We start from the raw sequence: 18,707 nt of genomic DNA, 5'->3' as shown, positions 1-18,707 counted from the left end.
GGTCGCAATTGCATGACAGGGGCGTTTATGCAAGCGCTGCATGGCAAAAGCCCCCAATTTCCCGCGTCTTCTCGCAGGCTTTCCGGGATTTGCCGCGACAGGGTTGACCATCTTTGCGCCTGCATCCTATGTGCTGAATGGCCGCTTCGGTTCGGATGCGGCGTTTGGCGGCGGAAAGCGATCAGCGGAGAAGAGATGCCACAGCAAGTCAGCGGCAACAGTCTCAAACGTCAGATCTTCTTCTGGCTGGCAGTGCTCGTCTTCTTCATCGCCTTTCTCTACGTCTTCAGCTCGATCCTCCTGCCGTTCATCGCCGGCATGGCGATCGCCTATTTCCTCGATCCCGTGGCCGACCGGCTGGAACGCCTGGGCCTCAGCCGCATGATGGCGACGGTCGGTATCCTCATCGCCTTCGTCATCGTCTTTGCGCTGGCGCTGATGATCCTCATTCCCGTGCTCGTCAGCCAGTTCAACGACTTCGCCGAGCGTCTTCCGGGTTATATCAGCCAGCTGCAGCAGTTCATCAGCCAGTCGCAGAATTCGCTGCTGCCGGACTGGGTCAAGAGCCAGGCCGGTACGATCAAGGACAATTTCTCCGGCATCCTCTCCGAAGGCATGGGCTTCTTGACCGGGCTCTTCGCGCAGATCTGGAATTCCGGCAAGGCGATCGTCGACGTCATCTCGCTGCTCGTCGTCACCCCGGTCGTCGCCTTCTATATCCTGCTCGATTGGGACCGCATGGTCTCCAAGGTCGATCAGTGGATCCCGCGCGATTACATCAGCGATGTCCGCCAGATCGCCAAGGAGATCGACCAGGCGATTGCCGGCTTCATCCGCGGTCAGGGCTCGCTTTGCCTCATCCTCGGCATTTATTATGCCGCCGGCCTGTCCCTGGTCGGGCTGAACTTCGGCCTGCTGATCGGCCTCTTCGCCGGCATGATCAGCTTCATTCCCTATGTCGGTTCGATGGTCGGCCTGGTGCTCGCTGTCGGCGTGGCGATCGTCCAGTTCTGGCCGGATTATTTCTGGATCGGCCTGGTGCTCGCCGTCTTCTTCAGCGGCCAGTTCCTCGAAGGCAACATCCTGCAGCCCAAGCTCGTCGGTTCCAGCGTCGGCCTGCATCCGGTCTGGCTGATGTTTGCGCTTTTTGCCTTTGGCGCGCTCTTCGGTTTCGTCGGGCTTCTCGTCGCGGTGCCGGCGGCCGCCGCCGTCGGTGTGCTTGTTCGTTTCGCGCTTTCGCGTTACCTTCAGAGCGATCTTTATTTTGGCGGGTCATCCAGTGGCCGCGCCCGGAAGACGAAATCAGTTCCCAATGAATGACGTGAAGAACGCTGATCCGAAGCGCAAGGCCGGAGAGCAGCTGCCGCTCGCCTTTTCGCACGATGCTGCCAGCGGGCGCGACGATCTGCTGATCTCGGAGCGTCTCGCTGCGGCGGTTTCGATCGTCGACGCCTGGCCGAACTGGCCGTCGCCAGTCGTTATCCTTGCCGGCCCGGTGGGCTCGGGCAAATCGCATCTGGCCGGCATCTGGAAGGAACACAGCGGGGCGGAGATCATTCATCCCAAGGTCGGCTCCGATGCCGCCGTTGCGGCGGCGAACGGCCCCGTTCTATTTGAGGATGCCGACCGTTTCGGCTTCGACGACAACACGCTCTTCCACGTCATCAACAGCGTACGCGAAAACGGCACCAGCCTGTTGATGACAAGCCGTCTCTGGCCGATGTCATGGCCGGTTTCGCTGCCCGATCTGCGCTCGCGGCTGAAGGCTGCGACCGTCGTCGAGATCGGCGAGCCCGACGAGGCGCTGTTGTCGCAGGTGATCGTCAAGCTCTTTGCCGACCGGCAGCTTTATATAGATGACAAACTCGTGCTCTATATCGTCAACCGGATGGAGCGGTCGCTGAACGCCGCCCAGACGATCGTCGAAAGGCTTGACCGGCTGGCCCTGTCGCGAGGCACGAAAATCACCCGCACTCTTGCCGCTGAAGTATTGAATGAATTGGGAAATTCGGAGCCGGCCGATTGACTGTCACAGTTCCGTCGTGAAACTGATATAATTGCCGTCGGCGATTGAGAACGGGGTAAGCGGACCATGGATAGCGCAGTCGCAGAACATCAGGAACTCACGCCTGAGATCAACGATAACACCCCGCCGCTGGAAGAGTTGCTCAAGAGCCCCGAGCGCTTCATCAACCGCGAATTCTCCTGGCTGCAGTTCAACCGCCGAGTCCTGGAAGAAACGCTGAATACCGAGCATCCGCTGCTCGAGCGCGTCCGCTTCCTGTCGATTTCGGCCGCCAACCTCGATGAATTCTTCATGGTGCGTGTTGCCGGCCTCGAAGGTCAGGTGCGCCAGAACATCGCCATCCGCAGCCCCGACGGCAAGACGCCGGCCGAGCAGCTCGATTCGATCCTGCAAGAGATCGACCATCTGCAGATGGAGCAGCAGGCCTCGCTTGCCGTGCTGCAGCAGTATCTCGCAAAGGAAGACATCCTGATCGTGCGCCCCGGCGCCTTGAGCGATGCCGACCGCCAGTGGCTGGCCGCCGAATTCGAACAGGCGATCTTTCCGGTTCTGACGCCGCTGTCGATCGATCCGGCCCATCCGTTCCCCTTCATTCCCAATCTCGGCTTCTCGATCGGCCTGCAGCTCGTCAGCAAGAACGGCCGCGAGCCGATGACGGCGCTGCTGCGCCTGCCGGTGGCGCTCGACCGTTTCGTCCGGCTGCCCGATGATGGAAATACGATCCGCTACATCACGCTGGAAGACGTCGCCAACGTCTTCATACACAGGCTCTACCCGGGCTATGAGGTGCAGGGCTCCGGTACGTTCCGCGTCATCCGCGACAGCGATATCGAAGTCGAGGAAGAGGCCGAGGATCTCGTCCGTTTCTTCGAAACGGCACTGAAGCGCCGCCGCCGCGGCAAGGTCATCCGCATCGAAACCGATTCCGAAATGCCGGCCTCGCTGCGCCAGTTCGTCGTTCAGGCGCTCAGCATCCCCGAAAACCGCGTTGCCGTTCTGCCCGGCCTGCTGGCGCTGAACACCCTGTCGGAGATCACCAAGGCGCCGCGCGACGATCTCAGGTTTCAGCCCTATAATGCGCGATTTCCCGAGCGCGTCCGCGAACATGCGGGCGACTGCTTCGCCGCCATCCGCGAGAAGGACATGGTCGTTCACCACCCCTACGAATCCTTCGACGTGGTGGTCCAGTTTCTTCTCCAGGCTGCGCGCGATCCTGATGTCCTGGCGATAAAGCAGACGCTCTACCGCACCTCCAACGACAGCCCGATCGTGCGCGCGCTGGTCGACGCCGCCGAAGCCGGCAAGTCGGTGACGGCGCTGGTGGAGCTCAAGGCCCGCTTCGACGAAGAGGCGAACATCCGCTGGGCGCGCGATCTCGAGCGCGCCGGCGTGCAGGTCGTCTTCGGTTTCATCGAGCTCAAGACCCACGCCAAGATGTCGATGGTCGTCCGCCGTGAGGAAGGCAAGCTCAGAACCTATTGCCATTTGGGAACGGGCAATTACCACCCGATCACCGCGAAGATCTACACGGACCTCTCCTATTTCACCTGCAATCCCGTCATCGCCCACGACATGGCGAATATCTTCAACTTCATCACCGGTTACGGCGAGCCGGAACAGGGCATGCAGCTTGCGATTTCGCCCTATACGATGCGCCCACGCATCCTGCGCCACATCGAGGAAGAGATTCAGCACGCCAAGAACGGTGCGCCGGCGGCGATCTGGATGAAGATGAATTCGCTTGTCGATCCCGACATCATCGATGCGCTCTATCGCGCCAGCCATGCCGGCGTCGAAATCGATCTCGTCGTGCGCGGCATCTGCTGCCTGCGTCCGCAGTTGCCCGGTCTCTCGGAGAAGATCCGCGTCAAGTCGATCGTCGGCCGCTTCCTCGAACACAGCCGCATCTTCTGCTTCGGCAATGGCCACGGCCTGCCGTCGGACAAGGCGCTGGTCTACATCGGTTCGGCCGACATGATGCCGCGAAATCTCGATCGCCGCGTCGAGACCATGGTTCCGCTGACGAATCCGACCGTTCACGAGCAGGTCTTGTCACAGATTATGCTCGGCAACGTGATTGACAATCAACAAAGCTACGAGATATTGCCCGACGGTACGTCGCGGCGCATGGAAGTGCGCAGGGGCGAGGAACCGTTCAATGCGCAGCAGTATTTCATGACCAATCCGAGCCTGTCGGGCCGTGGTGAAGCTCTGAAATCCAGCGCGCCGAAACTGATCGCCGGCCTGCTCGAAGGCCGCAACAACAAGTAAAACTGGACCATATGGTTGAATCTGAAGCCCAGGGGCGCCTTCCAGGGATCGCCCCGGTCTCCGTCGTCGACATCGGATCGAATTCCATTCGTCTCGTCGTCTACGAAGGCCTGTCCCGTTCGCCTACGATCCTCTTCAACGAAAAGGTCCTCTGTGGCCTCGGCAAAGGCATAGCCGTCACCGGCAAGATGGATGAAGAGAGCGTCGCCCGGGCTCTGGCGGCGCTGCACCGTTTCAAGGCCCTGTCCGATCAGGCGCGGGCCGCCACCATGTATGTGCTGGCGACGGCCGCCGCCCGCGAGGCGAGCAACGGTCCCGATTTCATCCATCAGGCCGAAACGATCCTGCAGCGCCACGTCCGGGTGCTCTCGGGCGAGGAGGAGGCTCGTTTCGCCTCGCTCGGCATCATCAGCGGCTTCTTCAATCCCGATGGCATTGCCGGCGACCTCGGCGGCGGTTCGCTTGAACTGATCGACATCAAGGGCAAGGAGGTCGGCAAGGGCATTACGCTGCCGCTCGGCGGTCTGCGCCTGTCGGAATATGCCGGCGGCTCGCTTTCCAAGGCCCGGACCTTTGCCCGCAAGCAGGTGAAGACGGCGAAGCTCCTGGCGAAAGGCGAGGGGCGTACCTTCTATGCCGTCGGCGGCACCTGGCGAAATATCGCCAAGCTGCACATGGAGATCACCAACTATCCGCTGCACATGATGCAGGGTTATGAAGTATCGCTCGAAGCGATGATGCTGTTCCTCGATCAGGTGGCGACCGCGCGCGATTCCAAGGAACCGGCCTTTCAGGCGGTCTCCAAGCATCGCCGTTCGCTGCTGCCCTTTGGCGCCATCGCCATGAAGGAAGTCTTGAGCGTCATGAAGCCGTCGGTGATCTCCTTCTCGGCGCAGGGCGTGCGCGAGGGATATCTCTTTTCGCTGTTGTCGGAAGCCGAGCGCCGCGCCGATCCGCTGCTGGCCGCTGCCGGCGAGCTGGCGATCCTGCGTGCCCGTTCGCCCGAGCATGCCCGTGAACTGGCGGAATGGACCGGCCGCATGATGCCCTTGTTCGGTGTCCAGGAAACCGAAGAGGAAAGCCGCTATCGTCAGGCCGCCTGTCTGCTTGCCGATATCAGCTGGCGCGCCCACCCCGACTACCGCGGCCTGCAGGCGCTGAACGTCATCGCCCACTCCTCCTTCGTCGGCATCAGCCATCCCGGCCGCGCCTTCATCGCGCTCACCAACTACTACCGTTTCGAGGGCCTGCACGACGACGGCGCCACCGGCCCGCTGGCCCAGATCGCCACCCCGCAATTCATCGAGCGCGCCAAGCTGCTCGGCGGCATGCTGCGCGTCGTCTACCTTTTCTCGGCCTCGATGCCGGGCATCGTCAGAAGCCTGACCTTCCGTAAATCAGTGAACCCGGACCTCGACCTCGAATTCGTCGTGCCCCCCGAATACCGCGATTTCGCCGGCGAACGCCTGGACGGCCGCCTGCAGCAACTGTCGAGGCTGACGAACAAGAGGCTGGCGTTCCGGTTCGAGTAGGGTAGTCCCGCTGTTGCCGTATTCGGCCGCTTTGCTTTTGGTGCCGAAGCCTCGCTCCTCCCTCATTCCTGTGCTTGTCACAGGAATCCAGCGCGCCCAAGTCCTTGGGCGCGAAAGACTCTTTTCTCTTGCTGTATCGATTCAATCACGGCGCGGACGCGCCGTGGCTGGATTCCTGTGACGAGCACAGGAATGAGGGAAAAACGTAGATGTTCGCGACCAAATAAAAAGGGCGGCACTCTCCGCACCGCCCCCGTATTCCGTATCAAAACCCCGAATTACTTCGCGTTCAAAAACTCGCCAACCTCGAGCAGGCTGAACTCGTTATTGTCGGCCTTGTCGACAGCACGGCCGGCGGAGAAGGGCAGGTTGTTGTCGTTGCCGATGATGATGTGGGTGGCGTCGACGCGGTCGACGTTTTCGATCGTCACGAACGGCATGTCGTAGACGCCGTCCTTGCTGCCGGCCTTCTTCTTGTTGTCGGGGTCCTGAATATCCAGGAGGTCGATATAGCCGATCTTGCGAACGGCCTTGCCGACATTGGCGTCGTTGAACTCGATCTTGTAGACGCGCTTCAGCTCGGCCGGAGCCTCGAAGCAATCCGGCTTCGGCTGCTTCGGGTCGGCGCAGGCCTTGTCCTTGGTGCCGGCGCCGCTGTCGCGTTCGATGACCAGAGCGGTCGTGTCGTCGAGCATGTTGAAGTCGCCGATCGAAACGCCCTTGTCTTCGAACGGATAGAGCCAGCTGCGGCCGGTCCACTTCTTGGAAGCGACGTCGAATTCGATGACGCGAACGGCGGTATGGCCATCGACCGTCTCCATCGTGCCGTCATCCTTGTAGAGTGCGCCTTCGAGCAGGCCGTAGAGTTTGGCGCCGTCCTTCGACATGGCGAGGCCTTCGAAGCCGCCGGAACGCTTCAGGTTGAAGACCGGCATCTTCGCGGCCGGGTTGCCGGGAAGCTGGATCAGCGGATTGTCGGGCGAAAGCACCGGCTTGCCGTCGAGCGTCGTCGCGATGACGTCCGTCAGATGGCCCTCGGTGTCGATTTTCAGGATGTAGGGACCGAATTCGTCGCCGAGCCAGAAGCCGTCGGCAACGGGCTGGATCGATTCGATATCGAAGTCGGCGCCGGTGAGGTACCGCTTGTCGGTGCCTTCGAGCACGATCGGGAAAGGCGCGATCTTGTTCGGATCGGAAAGGAAGAGGTTCTTGACGACCTCGGCCTTGTTGGCTGCCCAATCGAATTTCATCTGGTGCAGGAAGAGCATCGCGTCCGACGAATTGGCCTTCGAGCCGAAGCCGTTGTCGGTGAGCGTCCAGAAGGTGCCGTCGGCCATCGTCTTGATGCCCGAGAAGCCCTGGATCGCCTGACCGTCGAAGGGCAGTTTCAGATCGGTGACACGGGCGCCGTCCTTGCCGGGAACCGTGCCGAGCGCCTCGGTGCGCTTGCGGTCCGCCGTGGTGAACTTGCCGGAATGCTTGAGGAATTCGGGAGCGTCGGTCGGGGCGGGAACCATAGTATTGGCAGGCAGGATCGCCTGGCCGACGAGCTTGGCCGGAAAGTGCTGCTGGTCGGCTGAAGCGGAGCCGGTTATCAGGATGAAAAGCGCTACGGAAGCAAGAAGGACGTTCTTCATAATATCCCCATGGAACGGATGCGAATGGCTTCCGCTTAGCAGGGCTTCCGTGTCAGCGAATTGACGGTTGAGTGAAGCTTTGGTGACGCCGGCTGAAAGCGTTTGCTCAGCCGTGCAGAATGACTGCGGGCGTGTTCAGCACGGTGACGGCGCGGGAGGAAAGCGCCATGACGCCGAGTGGCTGGCCGCGCCCCCTGACGGCATGGGTGCCGAGGTCCTCGCAGGTGATGTCGTCCGGAAATTCCATCCGCCGGGCAAGCTCTGCGGAGATCAGCACCGGCCGGTTCAAGGTGCGGCAGAGCGCCTCCAGCCGGGCGGTGGTGTTCACGGTGTCGCCGAAATAGCTGATCTTGTGATGGTCGACGCCGATTTCGGCGGTGATGATCTCGCCGCCATGAAGGGCGGCCCGCAGCTTCGGCACCTGGCCGTAATTTTTCCGCCAGCCGGCGGCATTGGCTTCGATATCGGCAAGGATGTCGAAGATGCAGCGCACGCAGCGCGCATTCTTGACGCCGCGGGCAAGCGGCCAGGTGATGATCGCCGCATCGCCGACATAGTCGTTGATCAAGCCCTTGTGGCGTCGAACGGGCTCGGCGAAGGTCGCAAACAGTGAGCTCAGCAACTGTTGCGCTCTGAGGTCGCCGTGCTTTTCGGCAAAGGCCGTCGAATCGACCAGGTCGATGAACAGGAAGACGCGCTCTTCCTTGACCGGATTGCGGTAGCGGCTGATGAGCATGCTGAGGAAAACTTCTCGGCCGAGCAGTTCCCGCACGCGCAGGATGAAGATCAGTATCGTGCAGACCGCCAGCGCATAGAGGAAGACCTTGAACGGCATGACGACGAGATCGAGAAGCGACGTCGGATTCAGCATGCCGAGCGACCAGAGCAGCAGGCCGGCGCAGGCAAAGCCGATGCTCATCAGGATCTCGTAGATCACCAGTTCGGTGATAATGAAGACGAAGGTCGGCAGCTTCTGGATGCGCCTATACAGCCCGCGAAACAGCACTTTGCGTTCGAAGGCGAGGATCGGCATGCCGATGAACAGCGCGAAGATCGCCCCGATCACCGGCGTCTGGGTGGAGTAGAACATCAGATCATAGACGACGCCGCTGGCAGCCAGAACGATCGTGATCAAGATCCAGTTCTGCGTCGGAGATATTTCCCGCATACGGCCCTTTCGCCTTGATGGTTCTCCCGACCATTGTTTCAGCTGGGAAAAAAGCGTCAAGCGAATTCGATGACAAGCTCAGAGGCTGACGGTGTCGACTTTCCGGTCGACGAAGCGCAGAGCGATCTGACCCTGGATCAGCTGTAGCGCCGGCACGCCGAAAAGATCGCGCCGCCAGCCGTTGAGGGCCGCGACATCGGCCTTCTCGCCCTCGGCGGCGATCCTGTCGAGATCCTCGCTGTTGGCGATTACCTTCGGCGCCACGCCGTGTTTTTCCGAAACCAGCTTCAGCAGGACCTTCAGGAGTTCGACGGCGGCAGCGGCCCCTTCGGGCGCCTGCGTCTGGCGCGGCACATGTGGCATATCGGCTTTCGGAAGAGCAAGCGCCGCATTGACGGCCTCGATGACGGATGCGCCGGAGGTCGAGCGCTCCCAGCCTTTCGGAATGGTGCGCAGCCGGCCGAGCGCCTCGGTATCCTTGGGCTGCTGCTGGGCGATTTCGTAGATCGCATCATCCTTCAGCACCCGCGAACGCGGCACGTTGCGGGCCCGCGCCTCGCGTTCGCGCCAGGCGGCGACATATTTCAGGATCGCCAGCTCCTGCGGCTTGCGCAGCCGCATCTTCAGCCGCTGCCAGGCATCGTCGGGATGCAGGTCGTAGGTTTCGCGCGCCTCGAGAATGTCCATCTCCTCGGAGAGCCAGGAGGTGCGGCCTTCGCGATCGAGTTCCGCCTTCAGCGACAGGTAGACGTCGCGCAGATGGGTCACGTCGGCCAGCGCATATTCCAGCTGCTTCTCGGAGAGCGGCCGGCGGCTCCAGTCGGTGAAGCGCGACGACTTATCGATATGGACGTTCTTGATGCGGCTGACCAGCTGATCATAGGAGACGCTGTCGCCGAAACCGCAAACCATGGCGGCGACCTGGGTGTCGAAGATCGGATGCGGAATGAGATTGCCGCGATTGAAGATGATTTCGATGTCCTGGCGCGCCGCGTGAAAGACCTTCAGCACCTTCGGATCGGCCATCAGCTCGAAGAAGGGCGCAAGGTCGATGCCCTTGGCCAGCGGATCGACCAGAACTTCGGTTGTCGGGCTCGCCATCTGGATCAGGCAAAGCTCCGGCCAGAAGGTCGTCTCGCGCAGGAATTCGGTGTCGATGGTGATGAAGTCGGACTTGGCCAGCTCTTTGCAGGCGGCCGCCAAATCGGCGGTGGTTTCGATCATATCATTTCATTCGCAAGGAAAAGGTCGGTGGAAACCTTCCTTCTCCTTTCGCTTCGATATGTCAATACAACAGCATACGCTTCGAGCACTGCTGGCTAAGAATTACGTCCAAACTGCGGCAAAGCGGGGCACCTCAACTCACCCTGAGATAGCTGGTCATCCCCGTCTTCTGGTGTTCGATGATATGGCAATGCAGCAGCCAGTCGCCGGGATTGTCGGCGACGAAGGCGAGCTGCACCTTCTCGTCCGGCTGGATCAGATAGGTATCGGTGGTGAGCGGCATCACCGTCCTGGTCGAGGAGGAGATCACCGTAAAGCTCATGCCGTGCAGATGGATCGGATGCGCATGCGGCGTCGTATTTTCGAGATTGAAGATATAGCTCTTGCCGAGCTTCAATTCCGCCAGCGGCGCCGTCGGATCGGGCGTGTCGCCCGGCCACGGCACCTTGTTGATGGCCCAGAAACTGTAGCCGAGCGTGCCGCAGATGCTTTCGACGGCGGTATTCTCCGCCGTGGCGCTCAACACCAGCGGGATCTGTTCGGCGGCGGAAAGATCGGCCTTTGCCACCGGATTTTCGACAAGCGGCCCGAGATCGCCGATCTCGCGCTTCAGCGACGATCCGACCGCACGCAGGCTGGCGATCGTCTTCGGCGTCGTGCCGCGGATATCTTCGAGCGTCGCGACGGCGCCCTCGCTGTCCGGCATGCACACGGCAAGATCGAGCCGCTGACCCGGCCCGATCTGCAGGAGGTCGAGGGGAAAGCGTTTCGGTACCGGATTGCCGTCGATCGCAATCACGCTCGCATCGGCACCTTCCATCTTCAGCGAGAAGATCCGCGTCACGTCGGTGACCGCAATGCGCAGCCGCACCAGCCCGCCGGCCGGCGCGTCATATTGCGGCTCCTGATGCCAGTTGGCGGTGCGCACCGTGCCGTAAGTGCCGGACTTGGCGGCGTCGCGCGGCCGGAACGGGGCGATGAACTGGCCGTCGCCGCCGAGCCGCCAGTCGCGCAGGTTCAGCACCACTTCGGCATCGAACTTAGGATCGGCCGGATCTTCGACGACGATGATGCCGGTCATGCCGTGCCCCATCTGCGTCAGCGTGTTGCAATGCGGATGATACCAGAAGGTGCCGGCATCGGGCGGCGTGAAGGCATAGTCGAAGCTGTCGCCGGTATAGATATAGGGCTGCGTCATGAACGGCACGCCGTCCATGCGGTTGTCGATGCGAAGTCCGTGCCAGTGGATCGTCGTCGGCTCGTCGAGCCCGTTTTTCAGCCGCGCCGCATAGGGGCGTCCCTTCATCATCCTGAGCACCGGCGGCATGCCGTCATGGCCCCAGCTCATGATATCCCGGGTCGGCCCTGCCTCGGTCAGCACGGCTTCGGTTTTCACGGCCGTCAGCAGCTGCGGTTCGGGGGGCGCCTCGGCAAACCCGAATTTGCCGGCAACGCCCATGCCGATACCATAGGCGCCCGCGACGGCGGATGCCTTCAAGAGGTTGCGGCGAGTGAGCAGAGGCATGCGGGCGCTCCATGGGTTGGAATGCCGATCCTTTTAAAGTTGACAGGCACCTTCATCAATATGGCAAACGCGGCCAAACTGCCGCAGCTTGACGGTCGCAGCCTCGCCATAAACGCGCGGGCTGCGCGCGCCAAGTCTTGACAAATCGGAGCGTCCATGCGCTTTTCCGCCCGATTTTCTTGTCGGTGCGGGAGAGCCATCAGAGCCCCTTGCTGCCGTCTTCAAGCCAGATACCGGGAATTGAGATGATGCATCGCTATCGCAGCCACACATGTGCAGCCCTCCGCAAGTCGGATGTCGGCGCCAATGTCCGGATTTCCGGTTGGGTCCATCGCGTTCGCGACCATGGCGGCGTTCTCTTCATCGACCTGCGCGACCATTACGGCATCACCCAGGTCGTTGCCGATCCGGATTCGCCGGCCTTCAAGCAGGCCGAACAGGTTCGCGGCGAGTGGGTCATCCGCATCGACGGTCTGGTCAAGGCCCGCACCGAAGACACCGTCAACAAGAACATGGCAACCGGCGAGATCGAACTCTACGCCCAGGAGATCGAAGTGCTCTCGGCTGCCAAGGAGTTGCCGCTGCCGGTCTTCGGCGAACCCGACTATCCGGAAGACGTCCGCCTGAAGTACCGCTTCCTCGATCTTCGCCGCGAAACGCTGCACAAGAACATCGTCAAGCGCACCCAGGTCATCTCCGCCATGCGCCGCGAAATGGGCAATGTCGGCTTCACCGAATATACCACGCCGATCCTGACGGCCTCCTCGCCGGAGGGCGCGCGCGACTTCCTCGTGCCCTCGCGCATCCATCCCGGTACCTTTTATGCCCTGCCGCAGGCGCCGCAGCAGTATAAGCAGCTTTTGATGGTCGCCGGCTTCGACCGCTATTTCCAGATCGCTCCGTGCTTCCGCGACGAAGACCCGCGCGCCGATCGTCTGCCGGGCGAATTCTACCAGCTCGACCTCGAAATGAGCTTCGTCGAGCAGGAGGACATCTGGGACACGATGGGCCCGATGATGACTTCGATTTTCGAAGAATTCGCCGAGGGCAAGCCGGTGACCAAGGAATGGCCGCGCATCCCTTACGACGAGGCGATCCGCAAGTACGGTTCCGACAAGCCGGATCTGCGCAACCCGATCGTGATGGAAGCGGTGACCGAGCATTTCGCCGGCTCCGGCTTCAAGGTCTTCGCCGGCATGATCGCCTCCAACCCGAAGGTTGAGATCTGGGCAATCCCGGCAAAGACCGGCGGCTCGCGCGCCTTCTGCGATCGTATGAACGCGTGGGCGCAGAGCCAGGGCCAGCCCGGTCTCGGCTACATCTTCTGGAAGGAAGAAGAGGGCAAAATCGCCGGTTCCGGTCCGCTCGCCAAAAACATCGGCGAGGAGCGTACCGAGGCGATCCGCACGCAGCTCGGCCTCGAGGCGGGCGACGCCTGCTTCTTCGTCGCCGGCGAGCCGTCCAAGTTCTACAAGTTCGCAGGCGAGGCGCGCAACCGCGCCGCCGACGAACTGAACCTGATCGACCGCGACCGCTTCGAGCTGTGCTGGATCGTCGACTTTCCCTTCTTCGAATACAACGACGAAGAAAAGAAGATCGACTTCGCCCACAACCCGTTCTCGATGCCGCAGGGCGGCCTCGATGCGCTGCTGAACCAGGATCCGTTGACGATCAAGGCCTACCAGTACGACGCGGTCTGCAACGGCTTCGAAATCGCCTCGGGCTCGATCCGCAACCAGTCGCCAGAAACCATGGTCGCCGCCTTCGAAAAGGTCGGGCTCAGCCAGCAGGATGTCGAAGACCGTTTCGGCGGCCTCTACCGCGCCTTCCAGTACGGCGCGCCGCCGCATGGCGGCGCTGCCTTCGGCATCGACCGTATCGTCATGCTGCTCGTCGGCGCCAAGAACCTGCGTGAAATCTCGCTGTTCCCGATGAACCAGCAGGCCCAGGATCTCTTGATGGGCGCGCCGACCCCGGCAACCCCGACGCAGCTGCGCGAACTCTCGATCCGGCCGATCCCGCCGGTCAAGAAGGACTGAGAGGGCAGGCTGCCCGGCACCGTGGCCAGCCCCGTCCTTCGAGGCCCCTTACGGGGCACCTCAGGATGAGGCTGGAGAGAGGTGGCGGCTCGGCTCAAGGGAGCGCGCGGGACCCCGCAACGTTGTCCCACGCGGCAGGCACCACGATCAGCCCTCATCCTGAGGTGCCCCGTAAGGGGCCTCGAAGGACGGGGGCGGGTGGCTCAACCACTTCGGGCACCTCAGAAGACTTGAAGAACTCAGAAAGACAAAAGGCCCGGCAGCGGAACTGCCGGGCCTTTTTCGTCAGATCGAAGCGATCAGTCGTTGGCCGAAACCTTGACGCCGAGCACCTGCGGCAGCGTGTTCGGAGCGCCCATGGCAGCACCGACGATCGTCGGGAACGGCACCGGCTTTTCGGGAGCGGCCTTGACGGTCAGGCTCTTCGGGTCGTCGAGGAAGGTGTTGACGGCAGCCGAAACGGCGTTCTGCAGTTCCGGGATATTGAGCTGCGCCAGCATGATCGGCGTCATCGCCTTCAGCGAATCCGCCATCTGCTTGCCGGACATGTTTTGCTGCGAACCGGCATAATCGAGCGCACGCTTGGTGATCGACGCATCTTCGAAACGCACCTGTGCGGCCTCGAAGGACAGTTGCTGCATCAGGCCGAGCATGGCAAGGCCGAGCGCCTGCTGCGACTGTTCCTTGTTCGGATTGGCTTCGGATTCCTTCATCGCATCCTGCATCGATTTCATGAAGGCCATCGTGTAGCCCGAGATCTTGAAGCCGAGGTTCAGTTTGCCGATGTTGGTGAAGTCGAAGGCGAATTCCGAAATGTCGATCGTGCCGGGGGCGAGTTCCCAGGCGCCCTTCATGGTAATGTCGCCCTGGACGTGCTGCAGGGCGAGCTTCTCGATCGCGTCCTTGCTCTGCGGGTCTTCGGCCTTGCTGAGATCGGCCTTCATGCTTTTGAAGGCGCCGTCGAAATCGAAGCCGGATTCATCTTCGCGAAGTGTCAGGTTCATGTCGGTCTGGAGCAGCGAGAACACTTCCGTGCCGTCCTTGACCACTTTCAGCGGGCCGGTATGGGCGGTTTCGTAAAGCATCATCGTATCGAGGGAGTCGCCGCCGGCCGTTGCCGGCACGGAGATGCCGCCGAGCGTGAGTTCCTGCGCCGTCACGGTCACGCCGTCTTGGGTCTTGTTGATGTCGGGGAAGGCAGCTTCTTCGATGTAATAGCCGCCGTCCTCGTCTTCCTCGACGCCGGAAAGGGTGATTTCGCCGATGGGCAGGCTTTCGCCGCCGGTCGGCTTGACGGTGACATTCTTCAAGGTCACGGTCGTGCCGTCGATATCGATATTCTCAGCCGCAATCGTCCCGCCCTGAGCGGCATAGGCGGCATTGATCTTCTTCAAGAGATCGGTGCCGTCGAGAGCAAAAGCCGAGCTGGCGAGCGAGAAAAAGGCGGCGCCCGACAGCATCAGCCGCGTTGTCCGGTAAAAGTTCATGGGTGATTCCTCTGGTGGCGTGTGGCGGTTTTGAATCTGCAGTTACGCTACTACGGATTGGGCCCGCTTTATATTTGCGGACTTCTAAATTTCCGTTGAAAGGAACGGCAAACGAAGTCCAAATTGCGGCGAAGCGTTTGTCTCATCCTTTGATGTCATTCCGAAGACTTCATCCACAGCTGCAATGGCCTGGATTCCTTGCCCGCCGGGCTCTTCTGAGCTAGTCAAGGACCCATGGGACAAGAGATTTTGCCGCCTTCGGGCGGAGACGACGACAACATCCAGCCGGTCGACCTCAAGGCAGCGCTCGAGCAGCGCTATCTCGCCTATGCGCTGTCGACCATCATGCACCGCGCTTTGCCTGACGTGCGCGACGGGCTGAAGCCTGTTCATCGCCGCATCGTCTATGCGATGAACGAGATGGGGCTGAGGCCGACCTCGGCCTTCCGGAAATGCGCCAAGATCGTCGGCGAGGTGATGGGTAACTACCATCCGCATGGCGACCAGTCGATCTACGATGCGCTTGCCCGTCTCGCCCAGGATTTCTCGCAGCGCTACACGTTGGTCAACGGCCAGGGCAATTTCGGCAATATCGACGGCGATAGCCCCGCCGCCATGCGTTACACCGAATCGAAGATGACGGCGGTCTCGGAACTGCTGCTCGAAGGCATCGATCAGGATGCCGTCGATTTCCGCGACACCTACGACGAATCGAATTCCGAGCCGGTCGTTCTTCCCGGCGCTTTCCCGAACCTGCTTGCCAACGGCTCCTCCGGCATCGCCGTCGGCATGGCGACCTCGATCCCGTCGCACAATGCCCATGAGCTTTGCGACGCCGCCCTGCATCTGATCAAACATCCCGATGCCACCGTCGAAAAGCTCGTCGAATTCATTCCCGGCCCGGATTTCCCCACCGGCGGCATCATCATCGACAGCCGCGACAGCATCATCGAGAGCTACCGCACCGGCCGCGGCGGTTTTCGCGTGCGGGCGAAATGGCAGACCGAGGATCTCGGCCGCGGCGGCTACCAGATCGTCATCACCGAAATCCCCTTCCAGGTGCAGAAGTCGCGGCTGATCGAAAAGATCGCCGAGCTGCTGATCGCCCGCAAGCTGCCGCTTCTGGAAGACATCCGCGACGAATCGGCCGAGGACATCCGTGTCGTCCTGGTGCCGAAGACCCGTAGCGTCGACCCGACCATCCTGATGGAATCGATGTTCAAGCTGACGGAACTGGAAAGCCGCTTCCCGCTGAACATGAACGTCTTGTCCATGGGCCGCATCCCGCGTGTCATGGCGCTGAACGAGGTGCTGAAGGAGTGGCTGGATCACCGCCGCGAGGTCCTGCAGCGCCGCTCGCGCTTCCGCCTGGCGGCGATCGACAGGCGTCTCGAAATCCTCGGCGGCCTGCTGATCGCCTATCTCAACATCGATGAAGTGATCAGGATCATCCGCGAGGAGGATGAGCCGAAGCCGGTCATGGTGGCGCGCTGGGATCTCACCGACAATCAGGTCGAGGCGATCCTCAACATGCGGCTGCGCTCTCTGCGCAAGCTTGAAGAGTTCGAGATCCGCAAGGAATTCGACGAACTCACCAGGGAAAAAGGCGAGATCGAAGCGCTGCTTGGCTCCGACGACAAGCAGTGGCAGACGGTCGCCTGGGAAATCGGCGAAGTGAAAAAGAAGTTCGCCAAGGCGACCGAGGTCGGCCGCCGCCGCACCCAGTTCGCCGACGCACCCGAAGCCGACGAGGAAGCAATCCAGCAGGCGATGATCGAGAAGGAACCGATCACCGTCGTCATTTCCGAAAAGGGCTGGATCCGTGCGCTGAAGGGCCATATCGCCGATACGGCGACGCTGACCTTCAAGGAAGGCGACGGCCTGAAACTCGCCTTCCCGGCGCAGACGACGGACAAGATCCTGATCGTCACCACGGGCGGCAAGGCCTTTACGCTTGGCGGCGACAAGCTGCCGGGCGGTCGCGGCCACGGCGAGCCGCTGCGCATCATGGTCGACATGGATAACGATCAGGCGGTGTTGACCGCTTTCGTCCACGATCCCGCGCGCAAGCAGCTGATCGTCTCGACTGCCGGCAACGGTTTCGTCGTTGCGGAGGCCGAGCTGGTCGCCAATACGCGCAAGGGCAAGCAGATCATGAATGTGGCGCTGCCCGAGGAAACGCAGCTGCTCGTGCCCGTCGTCGGCGACCACGTCGCCGTCGTCGGTGAAAACCGCAAGCTGCTGGTCTTCCCGCTGGCGCAGGTGCCGGAAATGTCGCGCGGCAAGGGCGTGCGCCTGCAGCGCTATAAGGATGGCGGCATCTCAGACGTCCGCTGCTTCGCGATAGCAGACGGCCTCGTTTGGGAAGACAGCGCCGGCCGGACCTTCACGAAGAACAAGGACGAGCTCGCCGAATGGCTGTCCGACCGCGCCACCGCCGGCCGCACCGTGCCGAAGGGCTTCCCGCGCAGCGGCAAATTCGCCGGCTGAGGCTTTGCAGCGTCCTGCGTCTGTTCATACGCGCTAAGGACGCTGTAACTCTTTGATTTGCCCCGGAAGTAAATTCCGCGCTCGGCTCTTGGCGGGCGCGGGAACTCCTCTATCTCATTCCCGTTACCCAAAATAGGAGAAGGCCGCTTCCGGGGCTGGCGGAATGGCCGGTGTTTACGTGCGCCTGGGAAAGGTGCGCGCCCTTACCGGAGGAAAATCGATGCCCGCCAGCACTATCAAATTGCATGTCAGCCACACCTACAGGGTGCCGCCTGCGGTCGTCTACGACGCCTGGCTCAATCCCGAAATCGCCCGCCGCTTCCTGTTTGCCACCGATGACGGTCACGTCATCCGCGCCGATATCGATCCGCATGTCGGCGGCCGTTTCTTCGTCGTCGACCGTCGCCCGACCGGCGATGCCTTTCACCAGGGCGTCTTCCTGGAACTGAAGCGCCCGCAACGCATGGTCTTCAGCTTTTCCGTCGAGGAGCACGACCACAATTGCGACCGCGTCGAAATCGACATCGAACCGCTCGGTGGCGGCAGCCGTCTGACGCTGACCCACGAAATGTGCGCCGAATGGGCCGAACACGAGGAAAAGACCCGGCGGGGCTGGGCGCATGTTGTGGAAGGGCTAGGCAGGGAGCTGGAGCAGCAACAATTGAAGCCTACCGGTTGAGCGCTATGCTGAAATCCCGAAGGAAGCGGGTCGCACCCTCTTCGTCGATCTCGCCGGCGGCGACCGCAAGAACGAAGGCGTAGAGATTGGCATCGGTCGTTTCGATCTCGTAGCCGTTTTCGAGAAGGAACACACCGGCGGTGACGATCGCGATCCGCTTGTTGCCGTCGACGAATGCGTGGTTGCGGGCAAGGCCGAAAAGATATGCGGCGGCGAGTTCGATGACGTCGTCGCAGCCGTAGTTTGCCTTATGCATTGGCCGGCCGAGGGCAGACTCCAGCGCGCCTTCGTCACGCAGCCCCGCGAGGCCGCCGAACCGCTCGATCTGCATTTTCTGCAGGCTCTCCACCAATGGTCGCGTCAGGAATTTGAAAGCCATTATTCGGCCAGCTTTTTCAAGGCGACCTTATATTTGTCCATGAAATATCGCGCCGCCTCGAGCTGACGGGACAAATCCTCATCGGCGGGCTTCAAGGTGATGCCGCCATTCTCCAGCTGTAATTCCACTGAGTCGCCCGCCTTCAATCCAAGACGGTCGAGAGCTTCCTTGGGGATGATAATGCCCTCGGAATTGCCGATCTTGCGGATTGTAACGTTCATGATTTCGTCCTCTGTGATAACGGAGTTAT

General features: G+C 61.5%; 14 protein-coding genes. 7 read left to right on the top strand and 7 right to left on the bottom strand.

Annotated features, from left to right (window positions below; genetic code table 11):
- Window positions 1-195 precede the first annotated feature (195 nt).
- The 4 genes from CO666_RS05895 (at window position 196) to ppx (ending at window position 5,829) form a co-directional block, all read left to right on the top strand.
- The gene (locus tag CO666_RS05895; RefSeq protein ID WP_097611166.1) at window positions 196-1,320 is read left to right on the top strand and encodes an AI-2E family transporter; all 1,125 of its coding nucleotides are present in this window, start codon (window positions 196-198) and stop codon (window positions 1,318-1,320) included.
- Window positions 1,313-2,026, top strand: a complete 714-nt coding sequence (gene hdaA, locus CO666_RS05890; protein WP_097611165.1) for a DnaA regulatory inactivator HdaA — start codon at window positions 1,313-1,315, stop codon at window positions 2,024-2,026. Before CO666_RS05895 ends, hdaA begins: the two co-directional genes overlap by 8 nt.
- Window positions 2,027-2,092: 66 nt before the next feature.
- A complete protein-coding gene (locus CO666_RS05885; RefSeq protein WP_097611164.1) occupies window positions 2,093-4,297 on the top strand; it encodes an RNA degradosome polyphosphate kinase in 2,205 nt (734 codons plus the stop codon).
- A gap of 11 nt (window positions 4,298-4,308) precedes the next feature.
- The gene (ppx, locus tag CO666_RS05880) at window positions 4,309-5,829 is read left to right on the top strand and encodes an exopolyphosphatase (protein WP_097611163.1); all 1,521 of its coding nucleotides are present in this window, start codon (window positions 4,309-4,311) and stop codon (window positions 5,827-5,829) included.
- A 278-nt stretch (window positions 5,830-6,107) separates the two neighbouring features.
- On the opposite strand, the gene CO666_RS05875 is transcribed toward ppx, so the two are convergent.
- The 4 genes from CO666_RS05875 to CO666_RS05860 form a co-directional block, all read right to left on the bottom strand.
- Window positions 6,108-7,466 (bottom strand): esterase-like activity of phytase family protein, encoded by a 1,359-nt coding sequence (locus CO666_RS05875; RefSeq protein ID WP_097611162.1) that lies wholly within the window; start codon window positions 7,464-7,466, stop codon window positions 6,108-6,110.
- A 106-nt stretch (window positions 7,467-7,572) separates the two neighbouring features.
- Window positions 7,573-8,634, bottom strand: coding sequence for an adenylate/guanylate cyclase domain-containing protein (locus CO666_RS05870; protein WP_097611161.1), 1,062 nt, complete (start codon window positions 8,632-8,634; stop codon window positions 7,573-7,575).
- A 78-nt stretch (window positions 8,635-8,712) separates the two neighbouring features.
- A complete protein-coding gene (rnd, locus tag CO666_RS05865) occupies window positions 8,713-9,858 on the bottom strand; it encodes a ribonuclease D (RefSeq protein ID WP_097611160.1) in 1,146 nt (381 codons plus the stop codon).
- Window positions 9,859-9,991: 133 nt separating this feature from the next.
- Entirely contained in the window at window positions 9,992-11,383 is a 1,392-nt protein-coding gene (locus CO666_RS05860; protein WP_097611159.1) for a multicopper oxidase family protein, read from the bottom strand.
- A gap of 248 nt (window positions 11,384-11,631) precedes the next feature.
- On the opposite strand from CO666_RS05860, the gene aspS reads away from it, so the two are divergent.
- A complete protein-coding gene (aspS, locus tag CO666_RS05855) occupies window positions 11,632-13,422 on the top strand; it encodes an aspartate--tRNA ligase (RefSeq protein ID WP_097611406.1) in 1,791 nt (596 codons plus the stop codon).
- Between the two features lie 299 nt (window positions 13,423-13,721).
- Here aspS and CO666_RS05850 read toward each other — a convergent pair whose 3' ends face one another.
- Window positions 13,722-14,909, bottom strand: coding sequence for a hypothetical protein (locus CO666_RS05850; RefSeq protein ID WP_097611158.1), 1,188 nt, complete (start codon window positions 14,907-14,909; stop codon window positions 13,722-13,724).
- A 234-nt stretch (window positions 14,910-15,143) separates the two neighbouring features.
- Between CO666_RS05850 and parC the strand changes: the two genes are divergently transcribed.
- Together parC and CO666_RS05840 are read left to right on the top strand one after the other, a co-directional pair.
- Window positions 15,144-17,399, top strand: coding sequence for a DNA topoisomerase IV subunit A (parC, locus tag CO666_RS05845; RefSeq protein ID WP_097611157.1), 2,256 nt, complete (start codon window positions 15,144-15,146; stop codon window positions 17,397-17,399).
- A gap of 220 nt (window positions 17,400-17,619) precedes the next feature.
- Window positions 17,620-18,078 carry an SRPBCC family protein gene (locus tag CO666_RS05840; RefSeq protein ID WP_097611405.1) on the top strand — a complete coding sequence of 153 codons (459 nt, stop codon included), beginning with the start codon at window positions 17,620-17,622 and terminating at the stop codon, window positions 18,076-18,078.
- Here CO666_RS05840 and CO666_RS05835 read toward each other — a convergent pair.
- The gene (locus CO666_RS05835) at window positions 18,068-18,457 is read right to left on the bottom strand and encodes a type II toxin-antitoxin system death-on-curing family toxin (protein WP_097611156.1); all 390 of its coding nucleotides are present in this window, start codon (window positions 18,455-18,457) and stop codon (window positions 18,068-18,070) included. The two genes, CO666_RS05840 and CO666_RS05835, sit on opposite strands and share 11 nt — an antisense overlap.
- Entirely contained in the window at window positions 18,457-18,678 is a 222-nt protein-coding gene (locus CO666_RS05830; protein WP_097611155.1) for an AbrB/MazE/SpoVT family DNA-binding domain-containing protein, read from the bottom strand. Before CO666_RS05830 ends, CO666_RS05835 begins: the two co-directional genes overlap by 1 nt.
- Window positions 18,679-18,707 lie beyond the last annotated feature (29 nt).

It is taken from the genome of Rhizobium chutanense (assembly GCF_002531935.1).
Lineage (GTDB): Bacteria > Pseudomonadota > Alphaproteobacteria > Rhizobiales > Rhizobiaceae > Rhizobium > Rhizobium chutanense.
The sequence above is the reverse complement of the archived record's forward strand: the minus strand, read 5'-3'. Positions and strand labels throughout refer to the sequence as shown.

Bases quoted from the DNA above. Each gene is read 5' to 3' on its own strand.
- CO666_RS05895 (WP_097611166.1), top strand. From the start codon at position 196: ATGCCACAGCAAGTCAGCGGCAACAGTCTCAAACGTCAGATCTTCTTC.
- hdaA (WP_097611165.1), top strand. From the start codon at position 1,313: ATGAATGACGTGAAGAACGCTGATCCGAAGCGCAAGGCCGGAGAGCAG.
- CO666_RS05885 (WP_097611164.1), top strand. From the start codon at position 2,093: ATGGATAGCGCAGTCGCAGAACATCAGGAACTCACGCCTGAGATCAAC.
- ppx (WP_097611163.1), top strand. From the start codon at position 4,309: ATGGTTGAATCTGAAGCCCAGGGGCGCCTTCCAGGGATCGCCCCGGTC.
- CO666_RS05875 (WP_097611162.1), bottom strand. From the start codon at position 7,466: ATGAAGAACGTCCTTCTTGCTTCCGTAGCGCTTTTCATCCTGATAACC.
- CO666_RS05870 (WP_097611161.1), bottom strand. From the start codon at position 8,634: ATGCGGGAAATATCTCCGACGCAGAACTGGATCTTGATCACGATCGTT.
- rnd (WP_097611160.1), bottom strand. From the start codon at position 9,858: ATGATCGAAACCACCGCCGATTTGGCGGCCGCCTGCAAAGAGCTGGCC.
- CO666_RS05860 (WP_097611159.1), bottom strand. From the start codon at position 11,383: ATGCCTCTGCTCACTCGCCGCAACCTCTTGAAGGCATCCGCCGTCGCG.
- aspS (WP_097611406.1), top strand. From the start codon at position 11,632: ATGCATCGCTATCGCAGCCACACATGTGCAGCCCTCCGCAAGTCGGAT.
- CO666_RS05850 (WP_097611158.1), bottom strand. From the start codon at position 14,909: ATGAACTTTTACCGGACAACGCGGCTGATGCTGTCGGGCGCCGCCTTT.
- parC (WP_097611157.1), top strand. From the start codon at position 15,144: ATGGGACAAGAGATTTTGCCGCCTTCGGGCGGAGACGACGACAACATC.
- CO666_RS05840 (WP_097611405.1), top strand. From the start codon at position 17,620: ATGCCCGCCAGCACTATCAAATTGCATGTCAGCCACACCTACAGGGTG.
- CO666_RS05835 (WP_097611156.1), bottom strand. From the start codon at position 18,457: ATGGCTTTCAAATTCCTGACGCGACCATTGGTGGAGAGCCTGCAGAAA.
- CO666_RS05830 (WP_097611155.1), bottom strand. From the start codon at position 18,678: ATGAACGTTACAATCCGCAAGATCGGCAATTCCGAGGGCATTATCATC.